We start from the raw sequence: 23,448 nt of genomic DNA on the forward strand, positions 1-23,448 counted from the left end.
ATTCTGAAGTGACTGCTTGATTTATTCAATGAACCTGTCACCAACTAGTGGCTGACAGGCCTACATCTGATTTTTATTAACGCTAATTACCTTTAATCTGCTTCCGTCTCACGTTTCCGTGCTGCTCGCCGTTCACGCGCATAATCGGTATTCGTGGTAATCTCAACATCCCGCGCCAACCGTTTCCGCCGTGCCAATTCGGCTGCCTTGGCGTTGGCCTTGGCTGCTTCCTTGACGGGATCGGTCGTTAAATCGTGGTGAATCGAGTAGAGCAAGACTAGGGCGACAATCGTCAATGGGAAGCCTGACATCGCACAAATTGATTGAATCGATTCAAAGCCCCCGACCGTCACTAATCCTAACGAGAAGACTAGGAAGATAACGACCCAGCTCATCCGGTTGAACCGACTTGGTTGTTCACCCACGGCCAACTTCTTGCTGGTGAATGATGAGGTAATGAAGGCAAATGAGGAGACCGTCGTTGCCAAGAAAATGAAGCAAGATAGGCAGTACAGTGCTAACATGATCATCTTTAATGGCAAGGTCGATAAGACGGCCGCAATCACCGCGGCTTGGCCTTGCGTGTTTAAGATATGAACTAAGTTAACAATACCCATCCGTTGTAAGTACAAGGCGTACCCACCAAGGATGGCGTAAAAGCTGACACAGCCTAACGAGCCCCATAGCAACATGCCACCGAGTACCTGCCGAATCGTCCGACCACGTGAGATACGGGCGATGAACAAGCCCATGACTGGCATAAATGATAACCACCAGCCCCAGTAGAAGATCGTCTGACGCTGCATTGCCGTTGCGTGACCATTAGGGGCAGTGTTCGTACTCAAACTAATAAATTTATTGATAAATAGACCAATACTGTTGGTTTCTGAGTTCAAAATATACAAGGTTGGCCCAACGATCAAAACGACGATCAAAAAGCCAATCGCTAGCCACACATGGGCGGCACTTAACCGGCCGATCCCTTTCTTTAGCCCATTGAAGACAGCCAAAGCAAAGATGACGAATAGTAAGGCGAACAAGCCTAACTTAAGGGTCATCGTATCGGCGATGCCCGTGACGGCACTTAAAACTTTAGAAATAACGGGAATTTCCATCCCGACTGAGGTCCCGACACCACCCATGATGCCAATAATGACAAGAAAGTCAATCGTGTTACGGGCAATCTGCTTACCCTTACCAGGGCCTTGCAAGACTGAAATGGCGGCACTGAGCCGTTGTACCTTGACGTGCTTAACATACATCGCATAGGCAATCGCAATCGTAGCCGGCGCAAACATCATCCACGCCATTGGTCCCCAGTTAAATTGTCCTAGCATGTGCGCATAATTATATGCAGAAGTTGAAAACGGCTTAACACCGAATGATGGGCTCTGTAGGTACCGCAATGGGTCGACCATACTCAACATTAAAATGCTGGCATCGATCCCGGTTGCGTAGACCATACTGCCCCAGTGATACGTTGAAAATTCTGGTTTATCATCAGGGTCACCAAGCTTGGTCTTCCCTAACTTACTAAACGCTAAGTAAATGAAAAAGATAAAAGTGATCACATATACCGACATGTAGAGCCAACTCATGTTGTTCGTCAACCAATTAAGGATGCCGCTCAAACTCGTCTCGAGCGAATGACCCCCAATCAATAAAATAACCGAAGCCACCGCGAAGAGCCCAATCGTTGGTAAATAGACCCACCAATCAATATTCTTACTTTTTAAAATAATAAACCTGCTACTGAGCATATACTCTCTATATTTAGATCAAATTCGTGGTTCTTCCTACCGTTACAGGTAGTCCCCACGCGTAAATTTCCGACTAGCAATCGGTACACCCCTCCGAGTCAATTCTCGAAGCACTCAGTACCCTGACTTGATCAGGTTTGACCGGCTTTGTCATCCGCATTCTGTTTATGCTATCTCAAAATCAGTAGCAGAATTTCCTTCTTTCCGTTGGTTGAATCCGGACAACGCCATACTGACAAATGATTTTTAATTGCTTAATCGACGTTGGTGTTCATCTTGTTTAGCTAGTATCTCAATACCATCGTGCTTAACGCACACGACCGTCGTCACACCACGTAACGATTAATGGTTACACTGCTCTTGCTAATAGATAACCCCCTTGAATCACCAGATAAGCCCATCACACAATTGCTCGATTAATTGCTGATGCACCAAAAAAGCGCTTAGTACCGGGTAACGAGTTACCACCTGCACAGCGCACGTCGGCTTATACAAATGCTGATTTCAGTATTTTCTGATATCTGATGTTCATGTATAAGTATACTAGTATTAAATCAGAAGTAAAATCAGCCGTTTGGCGGCCGTCAAGCCCGGCATGTTAAGGCTCACGGCTATTTTGCCGCAATAATTTTCTGAAACTATTCAAAAGTTTTCGTAACAATTAGTTTCTAGTTTAGAATCGTTCTTATCTGTTTCAATTAATCCGGTTTCATGTTATTCTTGTAACAAGTAAATAATAGTTGAATATCAAAAGGAGGGGAACTGCATGCGACACTACTATAAACTGATTCTGACGGTTAGTATCGGCGTTGTTGCAGTTATTTTAGAATTTGGGTTGCACGCGCAACTGGCGGCCCAAATCATTATTACATTAACGGGGGCGTTAATGGCACTCTCGATGCTGGTCGAGATGATCAAAACACTGCGTTCAGGGAAATACGGTGTTGACTTACTGGCCATCACGGCGATTGTCGCCACCTTAGCCGTGGGGGAATACTGGGCAAGTCTGGTCGTGCTCATCATGCTCACCGGGGGCGACTCCCTCGAAGACTACGCCGCCAAACGAGCCAATACTGAATTAAAAGCTTTGCTCGATAATTCACCACGGGTTGCTCACCGGTCCGTCGCCGGAAAATTGACCGACATTGACGTCGATGATGTTCAAATTGGGGACCAACTAGTGGTTAAGCCAGGTGAACTAGTCCCGGTTGACGGTCACCTCATTCAAGGAACCGCCCTCTTTGACGAATCGTCACTGACCGGTGAATCTAAGCCAGTTGACAAGCAGGTCGGCGACGATATCATGTCAGGGGCGGTCAATGGTGACAGCGCCGTTACCATGGCCGTTGACAAACTCGCCAGCGATAGTCAGTATCAACAATTGGTCAAGTTAGTCAAAGAATCTGAATCCCGACCAGCGAAGTTCGTGCGCCTGGCCGACCGGTACGCGGTGCCCTTTACACTCGTCGCTTACGTCATCGCCGGTATCGCCTGGGCCTTCAGTGGCGATCCACACCGGTTTGCAGAGGTGCTAGTCGTGGCCTCGCCTTGTCCCTTGATCCTGGCCGCTCCAGTCGCGCTGGTCTCAGGCATGAGTCGGACGAGCCGTAATGGGATCGTCGTCAAGACTGGCGATATGCTTGAAAAATTATCCACGGCCAAAGCGGCCGCGTTTGATAAAACTGGGACGATTACCAGTGGCCAGCTGACGGTCAACCAAATCGTACCACAACCGGGTTTTACTGCCGAACAGATTTGTCACCTGGCCGCCAGCGCTGAACAGACCTCCAGCCATATTCTGGCGCGGTCGCTGGTGAAATACGTCAGTGGCACAGAGTTAAGTCCGACTAGTCACCTTGAAGAAGTCACGGGTAACGGGGTGACCGCAACGATTGACGACCACCAAGTCAAGGTCGGCAAACTCAAATTCGTCGCGCCGACCACGACCGAACAACCCTTAGCTACGACCGCCATCTACGTCGCTATCGACGGCCAGTACGCCGGTTATATCACGTTCATCGATAACGTCCGGCCAGAAGCGGCCACAACGCTCAAAGCCCTCCACGCTGAAGGGGTTCGCAACGTCATGATGCTGACTGGCGACCAACAAGCGATCGCGGAACGCATTGCCACGGACGTTGGTATCGATACCGTGGCCGCTGACCTCCTTCCCGCAGACAAAATCGCCCATTTAAAAGCCGTCCCAGCGGCTGAACGTCCCGTCATTATGGTCGGCGACGGGGTCAACGATGCCCCCTCACTAGCAGTTGCCGATGTCGGTATCGCCATGGGTGCACACGGTTCAACCGCCGCTAGTGAATCCGCGGATGTCGTGATTTTGAAGGACGACCTGAGTCGCGTCGTTACCGCGATTCAGACTGCCAAGGATACGATGCAGGTTGCCAAACAAGCCGTGTGGATCGGTATCGCCATCTGTACGATTCTGATGTTGATTGCCAGCACCGGTATTATCCCCGCCCTATTTGGTGCCATGCTACAAGAAGTCGTCGACACCGTCTCAATTCTCTGGGCGCTACGGGCATTACGCGACCGTCCACAGTCAACGACAAAGGATGTGAATTAACCCATGCCAGAATGGCTCTTACGCTGGTCACAATCAGCGCTGACCTTCGTTATCGTCTTAACCGTCGTCTCGGCTGGCCTCCTTGGCGTTCCACTTAAGGAAGCGATTCTAGTCGACTTCGCCTACATGCTCATCACCTTCTTAATCGCTTGGCGTCGAAAAGACCGTCAGCAGCATTTTTAACCTACGAATGGCGAGTCGCGATGCGGCTTAAGCACTGAAATTTTACCATCTATATCAAGCCAGTTATTCTGAATTAAACAGAATGACTGGCTTTTTTGATCCCGCTTTGACGCCCTATCGTGTTCGTCAATTTGTTACGAATTGTGATTGAAACTTACCCAGTTGTTGGCTTACTGTTGGTCAGCTGGTCAGGTCCTAATCCGACTTCCGGGGCTGGCTGCTTTTAAGCTTAGAAAACAACTCGTTTCAATCATCTTAAATACGATCACTAGCCCAACGCATCGGTATGATTAATACCGATCAAAGATTGAAAATGCTGGATCAAACCGTTATTATGAGATAAAGATTAGAATAATTATCTTTCTTTAACAATACATCATTTATCAACTCGTTCCACTCAATTCTCAGGAAGAAATCTAAAACCATTTCGACGTATTTAGTTCGAAATTTCAAGGGAGATAGGTCCATGACAAGCGACAAGCACCTATATGCAATCCCCACCAACCGGGATGCCAGTAAGAGTATCAAAGGTTTGGCCAATGATATTGCAGTTGCAATCGACGAGCACGTCTTACTACCAGAGCAACTGATATTCGTCCTGCTAGATTCAAGCACGCCAGCAACTTTCGACCGTAACCATGCCCAACTGAAAGCTTCATTTAAAGCACTGCAGATTACCTGCCTGCATATTCCAGTATCGGCCTTTGATGCGCTATTGAATCAGGTCTTAGACCCAAAATTGGCAGCGTTAGTCGTCGGCAATGGATTTTCATACGGTAAAATGGTCAATAAAATTTCGATCATTGCTCATCTGCTAGGGGCCCACTATATTCACCGTCGCGATTCAGACGTTTATCTACAAGCCAACAATACACAGATAACACCCCTCATCGCGGAGATGCGCGCGTTTAACGAAAATGACCAGTTCTTGCTAGTTGGTAGTAGTTATTTGGGCGCCTGGGGCATCGATTATTCAGATGTTGCGGACGACCTACCAACACTGCGAAAATTATTCTCACTATCAAAGCCTACCTATAGTCCAAGCCAATTAGACGATTATATTAATAATAAGTACGTCCAGGGTTCGACCGAGACTTTCCCAGGTGACTTAGCCTTCTCAGAACAAAAATCAAACTACATCGATGCTGGTAATTTTGCTTTAAAAGAAGTCTTTTTGAATATTCCAGTCTCCCCGGCCAATGTCACTTCGGGTACCGACTATCTTTACCACACTTTAGTTGGGAAATCAGGCTGGCGGATGGTCTACCACAATGACCGCGTTGTTCATCAATATAACGAAAATCGCTATGACCAAATCGATCACCTGACTTATGGTAATTCAAAACTACTGTCCCGCTTAATGACCACCGTGACGAACAGCGCCCTAACTGACGTCTCTCTTTCAGACAATTTTAATGACATGGCCCAACAGGTCGCAGCGGCCTATTTATCGACAGTCGATTCAGCCGAATTGTTAGCCAAATTAAAAACGACGATTCAAAGATTTGTCGCGGTCTATGCTTCGATTGACTTACCGCACTATCAAGCCATCGCAACCAATGTCGCACAGCAACCCGACGTTTATCTTGAGAAAACCATTACTGACGTCCATCACTTTATCGATTTGATTCAAAATTGGCCCGCTATCCTGAAAAACACGCAAGCACTTGAACTCGCGCCATTTTCAATCTCAGCAGATGACTCACGATAACGAGTACACAACTGACGCACGGTTTTTCCGCAAGCCTAGCCGATGATTCTGTTCTAAGCAGCCCCATTGTGGAACCTAACGTGATCGTCTTGAGCGTTTCTTGTCTAGATAGTTTCATGGCGTATCGGAACCCGCCGATACGCCTTTTTTAACTCAAAAAGCTGAGCAACGCGAACCAATTTTGATTCCCGCTACTCAGCTTTTCAGTTATCATCTATCGTTCATTATCCACTGGCCCATCCAGATATCGTTATCTGACGGCACAGCCTTTATCGCGAAGTTGCGAGCGATTCAGTGGTTGCGGCCGTCGCGACCGGAATAAAATCGAATGAATCGTAATCAAACAGGCCGCGTGCCGTCAGCTTCAGCGTTGGAATCACGGGTAGTGTCAAAAATGAAAGCGTGATGAACGGATCAAAGCTGAGGGGTTGCTCACTGATGACTTCGTACGCTTGCTTGAGACCATCCAGTTGAGCCGCCGCGACTTGATAAGTGCTCGTGGATAGTAGGCCGCCGATTGCTAAGGGCATCGTGGCTAAAACTTGGTGCTCATCACCGACTGCGATGCCGCCGTTATCCTGCGTAATCTGGGTGATGACACGCATGATAGCTTCATCCGAGGTCCCGACAGCAACGATATTATGCGCATCATGTGCCACAGTACCAGCAATCGCGCCGTGTTTCAGACCGAAGCCGTGCACCAAACCAACGCCGACTTTGCCAGTGTTATGATGGCGTTCGACAACTACCATCTTTAAGATATCCTGATCAATATCCGCTTCAAAGTTCTCAGTAGGTGCGACCGTCATCGTCAAATGGTCCGTTTCGATATGGTTCGGCTGAACGCCAATCACATTTGCGGCGCCAGTTGTTAATGACAATTTAAAATCAGCGAGTTGGGCGTGCTGCTGAACGTGGGTCGCCGTAAAGGTTAACGGTTGGGTGGCCGTCGTCGCAGTGACCCACTGGCCATTCTTCATCGTCTTAGCCACTTTTACAGCAGTCACATCGTCTAATACGACTAGGTCAGCAAGCTGTCCCGCTGACAACCGGCCGCGGTCCGTTAATCGGTGAGCAACGGCGCCGTTATAGCTAGCCAGCGTGTACGCCAGTGCTGGTCGCATTCCACTTTGAATCGCCAAACGCACGTTGTAGTCGATCGACCCTTCCGTCATCAAATCACTGATGGTCTTGTCATCCGTACAGAACGCAAAACGGCCAGCGTTTGCTTCCGTGACCGCACCGATCGTCGCTAATACATCGCGTTCGACGGTCCCTTCACGCAAGAAGACGGTCATGCCAGCTTTGATGCGGTCGCGAGCCTCTTCAACGGTCATACATTCGTGGTCGGTATCCAGTCCGGCGTTGCGCATCACATTCAGTTGATGGGCATCCAGACCAGCCGCGTGCCCATCTGCATGGTAGCCCCGCGCGTAAGCATCGTGGATTTTGGCCATTGTATCTTCATCACCGCGGGCCACCGCACCGTAATCCATGACTTCGGCTAAACCACGGACTTCTGGCTCTTGATATAATGGCCGTAAATCAGCTGCGTGTAAGGTCGCACCGTTATCATCAAAAGGCACGCATGGCACGGATGACGGTAACATGAAGCACACGTCTAAGGGCGTCTGGCGAGCATCCGCAATCAAATATTCGATACCAGCAGTTCCAGCAACGTTTGCGAGTTCGTGTGGGTCCGTCACGATCGTCGTTACCCCGTGTTGTAGCAGGACTTTGCCTAACTCACTCGGCGCAACCATCGCGCTCTCCATATGCACGTGCGCGTCAATCATTCCCGGCACGATCCATTTGCCCCGTGCATCCACGTGTTCTAAGGCTTGATAAGGTTCGTCTTGCAAATTACTAATAATGCGGCCGTGGTCAATCCACAAGCTCGTCGCTTCAAATTCGCGCGTCTCAACGTTTAAGACCTGTGCACCTGTAATTACCATCTCAACAGTCTTTGTCATCGTATTTCTTCTCCTTACTCGCCCGTCTACGGAGAAAGCAAACGGGCCCACACGGCAAATTAAGCAGTGTGGACCCGTCGACTCAATTCGCTTATAGTCCAGTATTTACGGTACTGGGTAGAAACTCGCCATCCATATCATGGCATTATATAGGCAGTTTGTTGTTTTAATAAATTGTCCTTTACTTTACCAGCCTTTCCACGTGCATGCAAGCCCTAATTTCAGTCCGAGTAATCTGTGAAAACTAGTATAACCATTACGTTCCGGCAGTTGCTTCGTGCCGATTAGCTAACAGGTCTGGTGACTCGTTTGACTCGCCTATTTCTCAATCAAGGTCATGACCAGCGATTCCAAACAGCCTCGCCACTACTCGTCGTCCAACGACCACAGCTGTCATCGTCCCAACCAGTTTAGCCGGCAAATTTGCCAGTTTTTATGACATTTCTTGCTGACTATTGGTTCATTTACGTTTACAATAAAACTGACTTAACGGCCATCACTACTTTTGAGGAGCTGATAACTTTGATGATGATGAACAATCCGACGATGTTATCCTACATTCGTCGCGAACAACCCGTATTGGAACGACTATTGGCGAGTTATCCGAAGCAGATTACCGCGGCATTAGCGCACGCACCCAAGCACCCGCAGCACTGGTTGATTTTGGCAACCGGGTCACGTTTGAATGCGGCCAATACCGCCCGACTTTACATGCAAAAAGTCGCAGGACTACAAGTCACGCTTGCGGCGGCAGACCTCTACGTGACTTATGAGGAAGCCGACCCCAGTGTTGACGTGGTAATTGGTGTCTCACTGACTGAAAACGACCCAACCATGCTGGAGGCCATCAACAAGGCCCGGGCAGCTAGCCACGCTCATACGATCATCATTACCGATCAGAAAGAATCAGTGCTCACTGACATCGCCGACGCGACTTGTGATTTAATGACGGGCAAGGAGAGCGTGCCGTATATCACGTTGAGCTTCCAAGCCATCGTCTTGACCTTAATGTTACTCACGGTTCGAAGCGCCGCACTCCAAGAACGACTGACCGAACTAGCAGTCAATCAAGAGCTCGACGAATTCAGCTTTCTCATTGAAAACATGAATCAAACCGTCCAGCGCGCTAACGACTTCTACCGCAAATTCACGATTGACTTCACGAACGCGCCCCAATTCACCGCAATCGGCGCCAACGTCCTCGCAGGTACGCTAGCTGAAATGCAAGCTAAGTTTACCGAAATCCTGCGTGTTCCCGCCCACGGCTACTCACTCGCCTCATTTACCCACGGCGGTTTTATGGGCGTCCATGAAGACCATTGTCAGTTCTATATTGAAATTAATACTGACCCAGCCGTCATGGAACAATTGCAAGCGGTTAAAACGTATGAATCTCGGTTGACCCCGCACATTTACACCATCAGCCTAACGGGCGAACAACCCGCAGTCAACGATGACCAAACGCTCCTACTCGATCCCGTCACCGACCCGTATAAAGCACCGCTGATGGCCATCATTCCATTCCAAGTGCTCGCTTGGTTCATCGCCAAATCACGCGGCATCAACTTGAATCACTTAATGTATCAAGATTTTCAAAAAGCGATTAATTTACAGTAGACTCAGTTAATCAAGTCTACGTCAAAAACCAGCATCGATTGATTTCGATGCTGGTTTTTTGGTTGAAATGATTTTGTGCTCGTTATTAAGTTCAAAAGCAACCAGCTGAGGCCCGCTGGGAACAGTGCGAGTTAGCGTAAATTTGCAGTGGGAGGCTCTTCCTAAGCCGGCTTCCAGGCATTTCTGACAACGCTGGAACGTGGTGGACACAGATTTAAGCCGACAAACCACGTCTTAAATACTGGTCTTCCACTAACCAAGCACAAACCGCTTGCTAAGTGGAATTTCACCACTGAGCATTGTCAGAAATACCTTCCAGCCTGGATGGTATTCGAAAGGCAGACATAGATCTACCCAACTTTAAATAAACTAGTCGTTGTTTCTTGGTAACCAGTTATTTTGATGGTCAAATGTCAGACTAGCTACCGGTAATAATAAGTCGGTTTATCCATATTATCAGACAGTGAACCATCAGTATTGCGGAATATTGGCAGAGACTGCTCTCGGCGATCATAGATGCTAAAGTCTTAAAGCCCGTGCAAACGGCGATTTTATCGTCTGATTGTAAGCCTCTGCCATTGAATTAGACACTAATCTTTAGGCGATCTTGTCAGCATTTGAATACCATAAATCATCATAAATACTGATTCAAAAAAGTTTGCCTGAAGGACCAGTCGCAAAGTGTTCAGTGGTCAATTGCACCCAGATAGGTGGCCGTTCATCCGCCATTCGAGCGGCTTCCCGACTGGAAGGGCTGGCTGACAATGCTCAAGGGCGAAATTCTTCTTGTCCGGGTGAATTTCCCGGGCTAGAAGAAGACTCGTATTTGAAATTGCGCAGTGGGTTTCTGCGTGAGTTCAAATCGATGTCCGCCCTGTTCCAGCGTTGTCAGCCAGCCCCGGAGGTCGGATTAGGACGCCCGCCGGCTGACGAACAATAAGCCAGCTGATCGACCCGTTTCAATCACGATCCAGAACAACTCACCTAATGCATATTAAAAGCATTCAGCGATTAAGCCTGTGCGGTCGTTGCATGTTCAGCCTTGACTGTTGAGCGTTGTTTCAAGTGTGCCATGCCAATGCCGGTGAACCCACTGATGACTGAAATGACTGGGCACAGTAAGCTGAAGAATACGAATGGTAGGTACTGAACCGTTGGTACGCCGAGAGTCGTCGTTAAGAAGACACCACCGACACCCCAAGGTACTAAGTAGTTGATGACCGTACCGCCATCTTCAAGTACTCGCCCGAGCGCGTTTCCTGATAATCCACCGTCATTGAAGGCTTTGCGGAAGGCCCGCCCTGGCAAGATAATGGAGAGAAACTGTTCGCCAACGAAGACGTTGACCCCGATGCAAGTCAACACGCCTGCCAAAACGAGCTTGCCATCGCTATTCAAGTGTTTAGCAACGGGTGTCATAATCTGATTGATCAAGCCAAATTTGACCAGCAGACCACCTAGTGACAGTGTGACGACAATCAGCGCCACCATGCTCATCATGCTGACAATACCGCCCCGTGAAAGTAAGGTGTCGACACTCGTATTCCCCGTTTTAGAAACGAAGCCGGTGTTGATAATGGCCGTCAACTTCTTCATCGACATGCCAGGTTGTTCAAATAAAATGAGTCCCGCTGAGACGAAGATGTTCAGTAGCATGGTTGGAATGGCTGGCATTTTGAAGCCTGCACAGACGAACACTAAGACGATTGGTAATAAGGCTAAGGCTGAAATGCTGAAATGGCCATTCAACACGGCGACCGTTTGATTGATTTTGGCCAAACTCGTTCCGGTATTGCTATGGCCTAACATGGCAAACAACCCTAATGAAATCAAGCCTGCGGGTAACGTACTCCATAAAAGATGCTTGATGTGTGTGAATAAGTCGGTGTCGACCACGGCTGAAGCCAGGTTATTCGTTTCTGATAACGTTGAAAGCTTATCACCAAAGATACCACCACTAATGATGGCCCCGGCAACTAAAGCCGGGTTCAAATTCATGGTCACACCCATCCCGAAGAAGGCGATGCCGACTGTCGAGGTAACTGTAAATGCACTGCCGACCGCCGCACCGACTAGGGTACAAACGATGAACACTGATGGCAGAAACCATTGAATATTAATAATTTTGAACCCAATCACCATCAACGTCGGAATCGTTCCCGCTGCGATCCAGGTGGAAATCATGGCACCAATCAAAATAAAGATAAAAATTGGCACGATTCCTTTATCGATACCTTCCTTGATGCCGGCATTCACGGCTGACCAAGGAAAGCCCCGCAACATTGCCCAGGCCGTGACGACGCCCATCGCCAATAGGACTGGGACTTGGGGTGAAAGTCCCCAGCCAATCACTCCGGCGCTCATAATGCCGAGGACAACTAATAAGACAATCACAGCTTCTAAGGTGCTAATTTGTGGTTCTGTCGTTTTATTCATAATTCAAGACTCCTTTGATTGCAATTTCAGTGACAAGCGATGTTAGTCATCAAAATTTCAATATCGTGCAATCCCACCACAGCGTTGATTAGTCATTATCCTCATCCTCTTCATTAAAAAAATCGTCCCCATTGTTCAATAGAACAACAGGGACGATTAGACTAGTCGCGGTACCACCCAGGTTGCGGATTACAAACACTTAATCCACCACTCACTAGAAGATAACGGTTCTAGTTATTATCCGTTCGTTCGAAACTCGGTTACCGTATTTCAAACATAGCTGCTGACCGGTTCGCAGCATCCACCGGCTTCCTGACACCCACAACTATGGCTACTTAATGTAACGTTTAACGTACTGTTATTAACTTACGGTTAACAATACCACCATTCATTTTAACCGTCAAGCAATCTTTTAATTTATTTTTAATCTGAATGACCCACTTTTATCACCTATCACTCCCGAGCGACTGCCCGTAAGCGTGCTTGATGGACCGTCGTGACCGTTCCGAATAGCAACGTCCAAACGATCGCCCCGACTGCCCCGATAATGTCGGCCTGAATAAAGAATAGACTTGCAAAAATCAGGACGAAAAAGGCAATCGTCAGTGGGCTGGTAATCCGGTACGCCGGCATTTTGAAGCCATCTTCCAGGTAATCATTAGATAGTCGGTACTTCCGATGCGCGACCATCGCTAACGTGTAGACGATCAGGTACATGTCACTAGAAATCCCAGTAACGATCGTAAAGACGGCCGTGGTCGCCGCACTCAAACTCATCACCGGCGTGACTAAGACCAATACGGCGGATAAAACGATGGCTGCGGCTGGTACACCACTTTTTGAAATCGTCCCGAACCACTGCCGCATCCGGCTAGTCGCTGGCATTTCAGTGGCAAGCTGGTAGAAATGACGCCCGGCTGAAAATAGACAACTATTTAACGATGAGGCCGCCGAAGTCAACACAACAAAATTAATAATGGCCGCCGCAGCAGGATAACCAGCTAACTTGAAGACTTGGACAAATGGACTACTGTCTGGGGATAAAGAAGTCCATGGGATGATTCCCATGATGACGATCAATGCACCGATGTAAAATAATAAGATTCGCAATAACGTTTCATTGACCGCTTTTTTAATCACGCGATGCGGATTCTTGGCTTCACCAATCGTAATGCTGACAAATTCAATCCCTTGAAAGGCGAAGAAGACCATCGGAAAAGCTGAAATGAAATTAGCCATACCGTGTGGGAACAGCTGATAATTATGAAATAAATTGCCAATCGAGGCCTGACCTAATGGCGTTGGGTGATGGCCGACCATCATGAAGATCCCAGTGACGATCAACGCCACAATGGCAACGATTTTAATCATCGCAAACCAGAACTCCGCTTCCCCGAATAGCCGTGCCGCAGTCAAATTGACAGCTGCCAGAATAAGTAAAAAGCTGATTTCAATCAGCCACGCCGGAACGTTGGGCAACCAAAACTTGACGTAGGTCGCGGTCGCCGTCAACTCAGCCATACAAACGAAAATCAGGCCAATCCAGTAAGTCCACCCCGTAAAATGACCGACGCTCGGGCCTAAATAGCGTGAAATAAACGCGACAAATGTATGTTGTGAAGGGTCTGCATAAAACATCTCTCCAATCGCCCGCATCATCAAAAAGAAGAAGAAGCCTAATACTAAGTACACCCACATGACTGACGGACCCGTCTTCGAAATGGTGCTCCCTGATCCTAGAAATAATCCTGTCCCAATCGTGCCACCAATAGCAATCATCTGAACGTGCCGGTTACTAAGTGCCCGCACCGTTCCATCCGCGTTAGTTGTTTTCATAAGATCCCTCCACAAATTCTAATGGCTTTGTTGTTAAATCTCAATGTTCCGTCATTATAGCACGGGCCTCACTTTGACTTGGTTTGGATTTTTAAGGACTCCGACGCGAATTCGACGGGGTAATGGCGGATTGACTTAATTTTATTAAGTTCGTCATCATTCAAAAAGCGCTATCATCGTTGTTATTCAGCGCCTAATCACTAGTTTTCTCTCCTCCCCACTTTTGAATCATCAAATCACCCAAAAAGACGCCCTAATTAGAATAATCTTCTAATCAGAGCGCCTTATCGACAGTCTATTGCTTAAGTGATATTACGCCGACCACAAAAACCGAATCATGCGTTGAGCCACACTCGGATTCTGATTGAGTGCACAGTGGGCGGCATCCGCACCACTGTAAAAGGCTTCGCGATATTGCGTAAGTTTGCCACGTAACAGGTAGCGAACGGCCCGTGCCGACGCGACACCCACAAAGCCATCGTTGTTATAGCCAGTATTCGTATCACCATACACGTTCAAGAGTTTGACGTGCTGCGGAAAGTTTTTGCGGTATTTCAGCATCGTCGCAAAGTGTTTGGTAAACCGTGTCGGCTTAACTGCCAGTCGGCGTGCCTGCGCTTCCGTTTGCGTATTCAGAAAACCTGTCAGGCCATCGAACGGTCCGGCGATCGTCACCACTTTATGTAACGTTGGCAGGCTTTTATCATGTCCATACTTCAACGCCTGGTTAATAATGTCATTGGCACCTAACGAATGACCGACCGCATTATACCCCGTAACCCCATACTTGGCTTTCAACTGGACCAGGACCTGGTGTAGCCAATAGATTTGTGCCTTTTGTGAGGCGTGATTATCTTGGAAAACGACTTGGACCATCGGATTCTTGATTGACCGCTGCCAATACCCCTTGAAAGCCATCACACCGTTCTTGTAAACATGCACGACGAGCGCTTTCTGGGCTGCACCAGTCTGTTCAGCTTTATGAATTAAATAATTCGTTGAATACGCACCGCCATTATAGCCATGCAGAAAAATCGTCGCCGTCTTCGATTGTTGATATTGTTGCTTGATTCCCCGGACAGAACGCGACGTCAATTGACTCGTTACCTTCGTGATCTTCGTGTCACTGTTGCGCGCACCTAGCAAGACGATGGCCGCCACGATCACAAACGTCAGTAACAGCAACCGCGTCCCCGTTCGCATTTGCTTCACCAAATTTATCGTACCCTTCATTATGTTTAACATGTTTATTTTACGCGTTTGAACGCAAATGACAAACAATCGTTTCCAAACGGATCAACTATCGTACTTATTCATATTCTTTCAGCCCCAAGCTCGTTATAATGGAGGAAGTAGGTTAGCTGATTAACCTAATTAATCGCTTATCATTGACTGGAGGAAATCATGGAAAAACCAACATTTAAATATCCGGATAAGGCGGCGTATGAATTTGTCATCCACGCCTTAGCTGCCAAGGACATCACGCCACTAGAAATCGCCAAGATCACGTATCGGTTACAATCCAAATACGTCCCAGACTTGACGGTGGCCGAATGTGAACAAGAAATCCACGAAGTTTTGCATAAACGGGAATTGCTCAACAACGCGATGGTCGCGCTCGAACTTGACCGCCTCGCTACAGAGGGACAACTCAACGAGCCACTACAATCAATCATCGCCAGTGACGCCGGCGTCTTCGGCGTTGACGAAGGCTTGGCACTCAACATGGCCAACATCTACGGCACGATTGGCGTGACCAATTATGGTTACGTTGATAAAGTCAAAGAAGGCGTGATCAAAAAGCTCGACACGGACAAATCTGGGGTCGTCAACACCTTCATCGACGATTTAGTCGGTTCAATTGCCGCCGCAGCCGCTGCCAAAATCGCCCACAAATACGCTTAACGCTTATTCGACATTTTACGCCCTAATTAAAGCCCCGCTACAAATCATGAATGACTTGTGGCAGGGCTTTTGAGTTAGATTTAGCCATGATTGAAATTGTTCAAGGCGTTTGGGTCAAAAAACGGCCAGCTGAGACCCTGAAGTCGGAGCAAGATGAGCACATGCAGACGAGTATCAGGCCAATCATCAGCGCGCTTCAAATACGACATGGCATATCACACAGCTGCCAAAAGTAATGATGCTGGCCTAACTTAATTCGTCAATATAGTCTCGAAGATAGGTGGTGATGTCGTGGGGTTGGCGCCCGAGAACCTCGGCAGCGGTGGTGGTGACTGCTTTGGCGTTACCGAGTTGTGTAATGAGGTAGAGCATGACCATGACGTTGACGTAATCCTTCTTCAGGCCACGTCTCAACATTACCCGCCGGAATTTCAGTAAGCTGGGGCGGCTATAAGTCACGGGATGGCCAAAAATCGTGGTCATTTGCGCGGCGATTTCTTGATAAGTCAGTGCCGCGGGACCGGTGACCGTCAATTTTTGTTGTAGATACTGGTCATTAAGCAAGACGACGCCGGCAATCTCGCCAATATCACGCGTATCGATGAAGCTAGTCTTAGCACGACCGGCTGGAATAAACAAGTCGTGATTCTGCTGAATGTCTTCACGATGCGTCGTGTTCAGGTTTTGCATGAAAAAGCTGGGCCGAATGAACGTGTATGGCAGTCCCAGCTCGACAATCATTTTTTCAATCTGATGGTGGGGTGTCATCGGATTGTGTTCGACGCCCATCAATGAGACGAACACGACCTGCTTAATATGCTGGTCCTTTAAACAGGTTAAAAATGGCAACATGTCTTCTTTCGGCTTAGCTAACTGTGGTGGTCGAACAAAGAAGACCTTCTCGACATCTTGTAAAGCAGGCCGAAACGTCTCCGCATTCAAAAAATCAAATGGTCGCAGCTCGACATCCGGATAGTCAGCTAATTGCCGTTGATCCTTGGCCACATTATGAGCACCTGCGACGACCGTGACCCCTGCTTGTTGATTCAAATATTGAATCAGCGGCAAGCCAATGTTGCCGGTACCACCAATCACTAGAATTTTCATTTGAACGTCTCCCCCTCTAATTTACGTAACAACTGTTGTAGCGTTTGTTGTTCGCTTGCTGTTAATGCCTGCAAACTTAGCGCTAACACCTCGTCACTCACCTGCTGACCTGCGTGTAACGCGACCGTCCCCTCAGACGTCAGTTGTAATAACTTCGCTCGCTGATCGTCTGGATTAGGATGCTGTTCAATAAATTGCTTAGCCGTCAACCGCCGCACGATGCCAGACATCGTCGGCTTATCCATGTCGAGCTGCTGGCAAAGCTGGTTAGCCGTTGGCGCAGTCTCCGTTCGTTGTTGCCACAAGTCGATTTGTTGCATGACTGCCCACTGCTGAACCGTCAACCCTTGTGCGAGCAAACGCTGATTCAACTGATACCGCATCTGCTTCGCTAATTGCATGATCAAATATCCCGTATTATTCATTCGTCAGCCGTACCTCCATTTAGTTAGTATACTAACTAAATGGCCAGCACTTGTCAAATTTATGCAAAACATAAGCGCTTACCTGTTCACATCAGTTTTTTATGACAGATAAGCGCTTATTAAATTTATGAACTTCCCCAAAACGACGGCTACTCTTATGCCATCTGGTGTTGTGCCATTGCTTGCATCTTCAATACGCGTTGATCGCGTGGAATAAACATGCGAATCTCATCCTGGTTAAAACCGCATAACAAACGGTGATCGTCAAAAATAATAGGTCGCCGTAACAGTTGCGGCGTTTGGCTCAGCACGCGGACCGCCTCACTCAACGACATGTCCTCGATCGGCGTCGTCTTACTGAGTTGATGGTATGCATTAGATTTAGTACTAATGAGATCATCAATGCCATTATACGTATACTGTAGCAAGTGCTTGATTTCAGCTTCCGTTAACGGCTGCGCGTTCATATTCCGTTCATGAAACGGGATTCGATGCTCTAGTAGCCAGCGGTGGGCCTTGCGACAACTTGCGGTACTTGGTAACACACATAAGTTAATCATAATATTATCCCCAATCTTGCTTGCCTAACAATGCAGCCCCCATTATTGTGCACTGTAATAGTTGACGTCATTAATTAACAACATAATCATAGCAAAATTCACAGCTAATTGCTAGCGTTTTCAAGAAATAATTAAAATAATTTGATGTCCGCAGTTTATTATAAAACCTATATTAAGTTTACCCATACCAATATTTTAATTTTTGGTCGTCGTTGCCGGTAGCTTACCACTAGCAAGTAGGTATTTTTGGAGGACCACTGCTTGGTTGTGAGTCTCGTCCTTAGCACCGAACAATAAAATCACCGGTTGTTTCGCCAATTGTTCAGCCACTTGCCGAATAAAGTCGGGCGTAATTGGGTTGGCATCCAGCTCTGCTTGATACTTTTTGACAAATTCAGGATACTTTTCTGGATCATGATTAAACCACTTCCGCAATTCCGTTGACGGTCCGATTTCTTTGACCCAATCATCTAGTTGCGCGTTGACCTTCGAGATACCACGTGGCCATAGCCGGTCGACCAGCAGCCGATAACCATCCGTATCCACGGGCTTCGTATAGATTCGTTCTAACTTCAATTGCATCTTCATCCGCTCCTTTATAAGTCTCATCAACCACACTAATCTAAGCGTTTATCCGCCTTCATTATAACGCAGTTCGTTCGTTAATTAACCACCCAAAAATCCAACACTTACCAGCGTAGACATGTATGTATTGTGCTAGTTAGCTTGTCATGAATCATGATTAAAACGTACCAGTTGGTGGATTTCTGTTCGTCAGCCGATGCGCGCCTTATTCCGACTTCCGGGGCCGGCTGACAACGCTGGAACAGGGCGGACATCGATTTGAACTCACGCAGAACCCCACTGCGCAATTTCAAATACGAGTCTTCTTCTAGCCCGGGAAACCCACCCGGACAAGAAGAATTTCGCCCTTGAGCATTGTCAGCCAGCCCCTCCAGTCGGGAAGCCGCTCGAATGGCAGATGAACGACCACCTATCTTAGTACAATTGACCACTGAATGTTAGGAAACGAATCCTTCGAGCAAATTTATAATCGATATTGATGATACTTTATGGCATTTTAGTACTGAGAATATTGCTGAGTATAATTCACTAATTTCAACGGACACAAGTCTTGAATATAGTCGATAAAATTGCCTTCGTGCATAATTCGAGACTTTGATATCTCAAACGATTGGATAAAATTCTAGCAAGTTCAGTGCAGCTACTAGTCAGAAGCCTTAAAGCATGCGTAAAAAATAATTTAGCGACTATTGGAAATTAGTCTGACAGTTTAATGTCAAAATTACCGTATGTTAAGAACCAACGATTAATCTAACAAAAAGTTGGGTAGATCCATGTCTGCCTTTCGAATACCATCCAGGCTGGAAGGTGTTTCTGACAATGCTAAGTGGTGAAATTTCACTTAGCAAGCGTTTTTTGCTTGGTTAGTGAAAGACCAGTATTTAAGACGTGGGCTGTCGGCTTAAATCTGTGTCCACCACGTTCCAGCGTTGTCAGAAATACCTAGAAGCCGGTATAAGACGCGCCTTCCACTGCAAGTTTACACTAACTCGCACTGTTCCCAGCGGGCTTAAGCTGGCAGCACTTGAACCTATAAAATCACGCAAAAAAATAGCGCTAAGAATTACCATGAATTCTTAGCGCAACTTTGTGGTGTTTCGGCTGTGGCTCTAGCCTTCACCAACGACAACTTCAACTTGCCCCCGTTTGGGAACAAAATTAATGTTATAAATCGGTTCACGAAGGACTTTCTCATATTCTTCCAAAACATCTTGTGGTAGTGGCGTGTGTGCGGCCAATGCCTGCATGAGGTCATCGACAGAGTAGATATTTTCCATATCAATAAAAATCCGCATGTTCCCTACCACATCATTGAGTAGTTCGGTTAAAATCGCATTGGGCTTGCCATTGCCGTCCGTGACAACGACTTGGTTACTGTCAACTTCTTTATGGTCTATCTTGGTTAGCTTAACAATATCGAATACATTCAGCATGCGCGACCCTCCGTCACAATATTAATTTGGCTATATTCTACCACAACCATAGCATATCTGAGGGCTGAAAGGTATTTAATGTTTACGGAATCAATCACTCAAATATCGCGTAAAAATCTTCTCCTGGACCTTAGGCATCGGTAATTGCTGCCGTTCTGCAGTTGTCACCGCCTTGCCCGCAAAGTATGCTAAGTCACTTAACATAACTTCGCCACCCACCCCTTGGATCGTCCATTTTTGGTGGGTAAACGTATGGGTCACGGGGCGTTTGTCCAGGTAGTGCGCCGTCAAAGTTAAGCGATACTCTTGTTTTAAATAGGTCTCGACTGCCGCAACTAAATCAGCCGGCTGATAATCCTCATCCAAGTCCAGCTCTTCAATGGGAATCAAGGGAACCGTCCATAGATTTGCTAACATGCCGTTGCTTGGCCGCTGCGTCATCAACCAGTGGTCCTGCATTTGAGCGAGCACCGCGACGTAAGCGATTGGCTTGGGCCGGGGCTTCTTGGTCTTGACGGGATACGCCAACTCATCGCCATCCAAATACGCTTGATTGAATCGTTTGACGGGTGAATGCGCACTGTCTGGCTGGCGAGCCGTCATGTAACTGGACCCTAAATCCATGATTGCCTGGTTAAAATCGCCTGGCCGGTCGTGCGGTATAATCCGACTAATGACTTGCTCAAATAACGCACGGGTCTGCGGTTTGGCAATATCCGCGTCGATTTTTAATAAGCGGCTAAAGACACGGTACGCATTACCATCGACGGCGGGTACCGGCTCATTAAAAGCGATGCTGGCAATCGCGCCCGCCGTGTAGGGGCCAATCCCAATCAAGTCCGTCAACGCTGCGGCTGTACGTGGCCACTGCCCATCATAATCTGTCAGTAGCTGGTTAGCACACCGTTGCATGTTCCGTACACGTGAGTAGTAACCGAGCCCTTCCCACGCCTTCAATAATTGGGATTCCGGGGCGGCTGCCAAATCGGCGATGGTCGGAAATAGGGCCATGAAACGTTGATAGTACGGGATCACCGTTTGAACTTGCGTCTGTTGTAGCATGATCTCCGATACCCAGACGTGATAGGGCTCATGGTCATGGCGCCACGGCAAGTCCCGGCCTTCTTCATCAAACCAAGCCAGTAGCGTTGTTTGAAAATCCTTAATGGTTGCTGCATCCCACTCAATCATTGCGTTCCTCCAAAAAAGGCCCGGTGCTTCGTCATCCGAAGTCCGCGGCCGTTATCGTTCTAAGTTATTAATCTAACGTATGTGCAAGATCAACTAACGTCTTTTCATAATGGTCAGTGACACTTTCATCCTGAAAATCAGCGTTAAATACCGCTAATGTCAGATACTCTGGATATTTTAAAATCACGGTTGCTAATTGATTATTGATTTCTGGGTACTTGTCATCCTCGTTGTTCAAAATATCCAAACTAGCTTGGTAACAGACGTTCGCTAAAAATAAGTAATCAACAAAATAATTAAATCCCGGTTCGTTCTTTAATTCAAAATGCGCCTCAACATCCACCGTTTCCTTAATATTGGTTAAATACTTCGTTACGATTTCTTGATACTGACGCAACAACTCCGCCTTTGCTTCTGCATGTACCGCTGCCATAAGTTATCCCCACCTAATTTGATCTCTGTGAAGATTATAGCATACGACGTAATCCTTGCTGGATATTTGCAGCCAGTCCAGCTAATTGCTCATACTGCCATTGACGTTCAGCAGTAACTGCCGCTGCATTGTTCGGCTGTGTTAAATTAATCAACTTGATTGCTTGGTCGGAAGCTCGCAAGGCATTTTCATCCGCATCCGCAGATGCCACGGCCCACCGGACACAGTCCAATGCTGCCGCACCAATCGAGCTGGTCGTATTGGCAGCCAACTTCGAGAGACGGGCCAGTGCTTGCCGCACCTGATAGCCGCTCACTAAGTTCACTTGCCAGAGCTCATTGGCATCGATTGCCAACCGTAACTGCCGATCATATTTCTGTTGGTCATCAACATATTGCAAGGCCTTCTTGGCGATAATCAGCGCCCATTTGGCCAATTGTTGTTGTGAGAGTTCACCAGTCAAAGCTTCGATTTGGGCCCGTATTCCAGGGTCATCGTCAATCTCAATCTTAGGGTGACTCGGTCTAAAACCTTCCGTCATCACGCATTCCTACTTTCTTACAAATCCGACAACAAAACGACACAACTATCGAAAAATGGTGTCACTTAACTTTCGATAGGATTAAATTGTACCAGAAATCAGCCGAAGATGTGAGTATCTGATTCCAGATTTCACAAAAAATTTACAAACTTTTGTAACCGTTTCATTATCCCTTATAGCAACGAAAAGAACGACCTACCGATAACTACCGGTCAGCCGTTCTGTGAAACGAATTATTGAATTTCAATGTGGTGCGTATCAGCAGCCGCTTTCTTCGGCAAGGTCAATTGTAAAACACCATTTTCATAACGTGCTTCGACCTTATCAACATCGACGTCTGGTAATGAGTACTGCCGACCGAACCGTCCCGTTTGACGTTCACTGGCAATGACATTGCCGTCCTTGTCGCTCTCATCACTGATACTGTCGCGTTTTACGGCAATTGATAATGTCCCATCACGATACTTCAAGGCAATATCTTGCTTATCGATCCCAGGAACATCAACTTTCATCGTATATTGGTCATCAGTTTCCTTAATATCAGTCTTCAATACTGAGCCGTGGGAACCAACATTTAAGAATGAGCGGCCTAAGCCATTAACTAAATCATCCATCTTAGTCCAGTCATTCAACCGATCGAATAAATCATTGTGCCAATTCATCATTTCATTAGCCATTATGCAATCACCCTTTCAACTTGTTTACAGTTTTAATCATAAGCAGTTTCATCAAAATTGCAACAATTTAGCACTCTAACGCATCGAGTGCTAATCAGTCGACTCGATACGCTTGCATATCGACTGGAATCACACGGACCATTTTGTGCGGTGTGATCGTCATTGCCTGCGTGGTCGTTTTGCGCGGCCAACGGGATTGCGGCCGATCAGCCAACTCGATTCCAACGAGCATCCGAATTCGGTCCAGAATATCCGCGACCCCAAACGCATTGTCACCCTGATTGAACGAAGTCTGCAACATATTAATTGCCACGTGTAGGTGCTGATCATGGAAACTAAAGGTCACTGGCACAAACACCAACTCAGCAGGCGCCAGCTGCTCTTGTGCTAATGCGGCGTCCAATTGTGCCATGAATGTTGTAAATTGATCCATACACGTCACCCCCATCATTGATTAGGGCTATTATACTGCATGGACCGGGGAACAGCCA

At 47.3% G+C, this 23,448-nt stretch carries 20 protein-coding genes and 1 riboswitch; of the genes, 5 read left to right on the forward strand and 15 right to left on the reverse strand.

What is annotated here, in order from left to right; genetic code table 11:
* Nucleotides 1-92 precede the first annotated feature (92 nt).
* Entirely contained in the window at nt 93-1,760 is a 1,668-nt protein-coding gene (locus KGF70_RS06680; RefSeq protein ID WP_003639927.1) for a BCCT family transporter, read from the reverse strand.
* A 766-nt stretch (nt 1,761-2,526) separates the two neighbouring features.
* Between KGF70_RS06680 and KGF70_RS06685 the strand changes: the two genes are divergently transcribed.
* The 3 genes from KGF70_RS06685 to KGF70_RS06695 all read left to right on the forward strand — a co-directional run bounded on the left by KGF70_RS06685 (nt 2,527) and on the right by KGF70_RS06695 (nt 6,238).
* Complete coding sequence (locus KGF70_RS06685; protein WP_216768288.1) at nt 2,527-4,344, forward strand: heavy metal translocating P-type ATPase; 1,818 nt, start codon at nt 2,527-2,529, stop codon at nt 4,342-4,344.
* A gap of 3 nt (nt 4,345-4,347) precedes the next feature.
* A complete protein-coding gene (locus KGF70_RS06690) occupies nt 4,348-4,527 on the forward strand; it encodes a hypothetical protein (RefSeq protein ID WP_021336970.1) in 180 nt (59 codons plus the stop codon).
* Nucleotides 4,528-4,993: 466 nt separating this feature from the next.
* Nucleotides 4,994-6,238: a DUF6271 family protein gene (locus tag KGF70_RS06695; RefSeq protein ID WP_216768290.1), complete on the forward strand. Its 1,245-nt coding sequence runs from the start codon at nt 4,994-4,996 to the stop codon at nt 6,236-6,238.
* Nucleotides 6,239-6,507: 269 nt separating this feature from the next.
* Here KGF70_RS06695 and ade read toward each other — a convergent pair whose 3' ends face one another.
* A complete protein-coding gene (ade, locus tag KGF70_RS06700; protein ID WP_216768292.1) occupies nt 6,508-8,211 on the reverse strand; it encodes an adenine deaminase in 1,704 nt (567 codons plus the stop codon).
* 74 nt (nt 8,212-8,285) lie between these two features.
* Nucleotides 8,286-8,384: riboswitch (purine riboswitch) on the reverse strand.
* A gap of 343 nt (nt 8,385-8,727) precedes the next feature.
* Between ade and KGF70_RS06705 the strand changes: the two genes are divergently transcribed.
* On the forward strand, nt 8,728-9,828 hold the full coding sequence (locus KGF70_RS06705; RefSeq protein ID WP_050338368.1) for an SIS domain-containing protein: 1,101 nt from the start codon (nt 8,728-8,730) through the stop codon (nt 9,826-9,828).
* A gap of 1,011 nt (nt 9,829-10,839) precedes the next feature.
* Here KGF70_RS06705 and KGF70_RS06710 read toward each other — a convergent pair.
* The 3 genes from KGF70_RS06710 to KGF70_RS06720 all read right to left on the reverse strand — a co-directional run bounded on the left by KGF70_RS06710 (nt 10,840) and on the right by KGF70_RS06720 (nt 15,315).
* Nucleotides 10,840-12,264, reverse strand: coding sequence for a Na+/H+ antiporter NhaC family protein (locus KGF70_RS06710; RefSeq protein WP_216768293.1), 1,425 nt, complete (start codon nt 12,262-12,264; stop codon nt 10,840-10,842).
* A gap of 453 nt (nt 12,265-12,717) precedes the next feature.
* Nucleotides 12,718-14,100 carry an amino acid permease gene (locus KGF70_RS06715; RefSeq protein ID WP_050338316.1) on the reverse strand — a complete coding sequence of 461 codons (1,383 nt, stop codon included), beginning with the start codon at nt 14,098-14,100 and terminating at the stop codon, nt 12,718-12,720.
* Nucleotides 14,101-14,412: 312 nt separating this feature from the next.
* The gene (locus tag KGF70_RS06720) at nt 14,413-15,315 is read right to left on the reverse strand and encodes an alpha/beta hydrolase (RefSeq protein WP_253954777.1); all 903 of its coding nucleotides are present in this window, start codon (nt 15,313-15,315) and stop codon (nt 14,413-14,415) included.
* A 189-nt stretch (nt 15,316-15,504) separates the two neighbouring features.
* Between KGF70_RS06720 and KGF70_RS06725 the strand changes: the two genes are divergently transcribed.
* Nucleotides 15,505-16,005 (forward strand): phosphatidylglycerophosphatase A, encoded by a 501-nt coding sequence (locus KGF70_RS06725; protein ID WP_003639935.1) that lies wholly within the window; start codon nt 15,505-15,507, stop codon nt 16,003-16,005.
* 246 nt (nt 16,006-16,251) lie between these two features.
* On the opposite strand, the gene KGF70_RS06730 is transcribed toward KGF70_RS06725, so the two are convergent.
* The 10 genes from KGF70_RS06730 to KGF70_RS06775 all read right to left on the reverse strand — a co-directional run bounded on the left by KGF70_RS06730 (nt 16,252) and on the right by KGF70_RS06775 (nt 23,390).
* Entirely contained in the window at nt 16,252-17,112 is an 861-nt protein-coding gene (locus tag KGF70_RS06730; RefSeq protein WP_101874163.1) for an SDR family oxidoreductase, read from the reverse strand.
* Nucleotides 17,109-17,537: a MarR family winged helix-turn-helix transcriptional regulator gene (locus tag KGF70_RS06735; protein ID WP_050338313.1), complete on the reverse strand. Its 429-nt coding sequence runs from the start codon at nt 17,535-17,537 to the stop codon at nt 17,109-17,111. Before KGF70_RS06735 ends, KGF70_RS06730 begins: the two co-directional genes overlap by 4 nt.
* A gap of 155 nt (nt 17,538-17,692) precedes the next feature.
* Nucleotides 17,693-18,097: a Spx/MgsR family RNA polymerase-binding regulatory protein gene (locus KGF70_RS06740; protein WP_003639938.1), complete on the reverse strand. Its 405-nt coding sequence runs from the start codon at nt 18,095-18,097 to the stop codon at nt 17,693-17,695.
* Nucleotides 18,098-18,292: 195 nt separating this feature from the next.
* Nucleotides 18,293-18,679 carry a DUF488 domain-containing protein gene (locus KGF70_RS06745; RefSeq protein WP_216768295.1) on the reverse strand — a complete coding sequence of 129 codons (387 nt, stop codon included), beginning with the start codon at nt 18,677-18,679 and terminating at the stop codon, nt 18,293-18,295.
* 1,112 nt (nt 18,680-19,791) lie between these two features.
* The gene (locus KGF70_RS06750) at nt 19,792-20,115 is read right to left on the reverse strand and encodes a hypothetical protein (RefSeq protein ID WP_003639940.1); all 324 of its coding nucleotides are present in this window, start codon (nt 20,113-20,115) and stop codon (nt 19,792-19,794) included.
* A 90-nt stretch (nt 20,116-20,205) separates the two neighbouring features.
* On the reverse strand, nt 20,206-21,306 hold the full coding sequence (gene mutY, locus KGF70_RS06755) for an A/G-specific adenine glycosylase (RefSeq protein ID WP_216768296.1): 1,101 nt from the start codon (nt 21,304-21,306) through the stop codon (nt 20,206-20,208).
* 67 nt (nt 21,307-21,373) lie between these two features.
* Entirely contained in the window at nt 21,374-21,739 is a 366-nt protein-coding gene (locus tag KGF70_RS06760; protein ID WP_003639942.1) for a hypothetical protein, read from the reverse strand.
* A gap of 34 nt (nt 21,740-21,773) precedes the next feature.
* Entirely contained in the window at nt 21,774-22,280 is a 507-nt protein-coding gene (locus KGF70_RS06765) for a putative immunity protein (protein ID WP_003639943.1), read from the reverse strand.
* A 233-nt stretch (nt 22,281-22,513) separates the two neighbouring features.
* Nucleotides 22,514-22,957: an Hsp20/alpha crystallin family protein gene (locus KGF70_RS06770; protein WP_216768297.1), complete on the reverse strand. Its 444-nt coding sequence runs from the start codon at nt 22,955-22,957 to the stop codon at nt 22,514-22,516.
* Nucleotides 22,958-23,051: 94 nt separating this feature from the next.
* Nucleotides 23,052-23,390: a hypothetical protein gene (locus KGF70_RS06775; RefSeq protein WP_225083458.1), complete on the reverse strand. Its 339-nt coding sequence runs from the start codon at nt 23,388-23,390 to the stop codon at nt 23,052-23,054.
* Between the last annotated feature and the right edge of the window lie 58 nt (nt 23,391-23,448).

The organism is Lactiplantibacillus sp. 7.2.4 (assembly GCF_018991185.1).
GTDB lineage: Bacteria > Bacillota > Bacilli > Lactobacillales > Lactobacillaceae > Lactiplantibacillus > Lactiplantibacillus pentosus.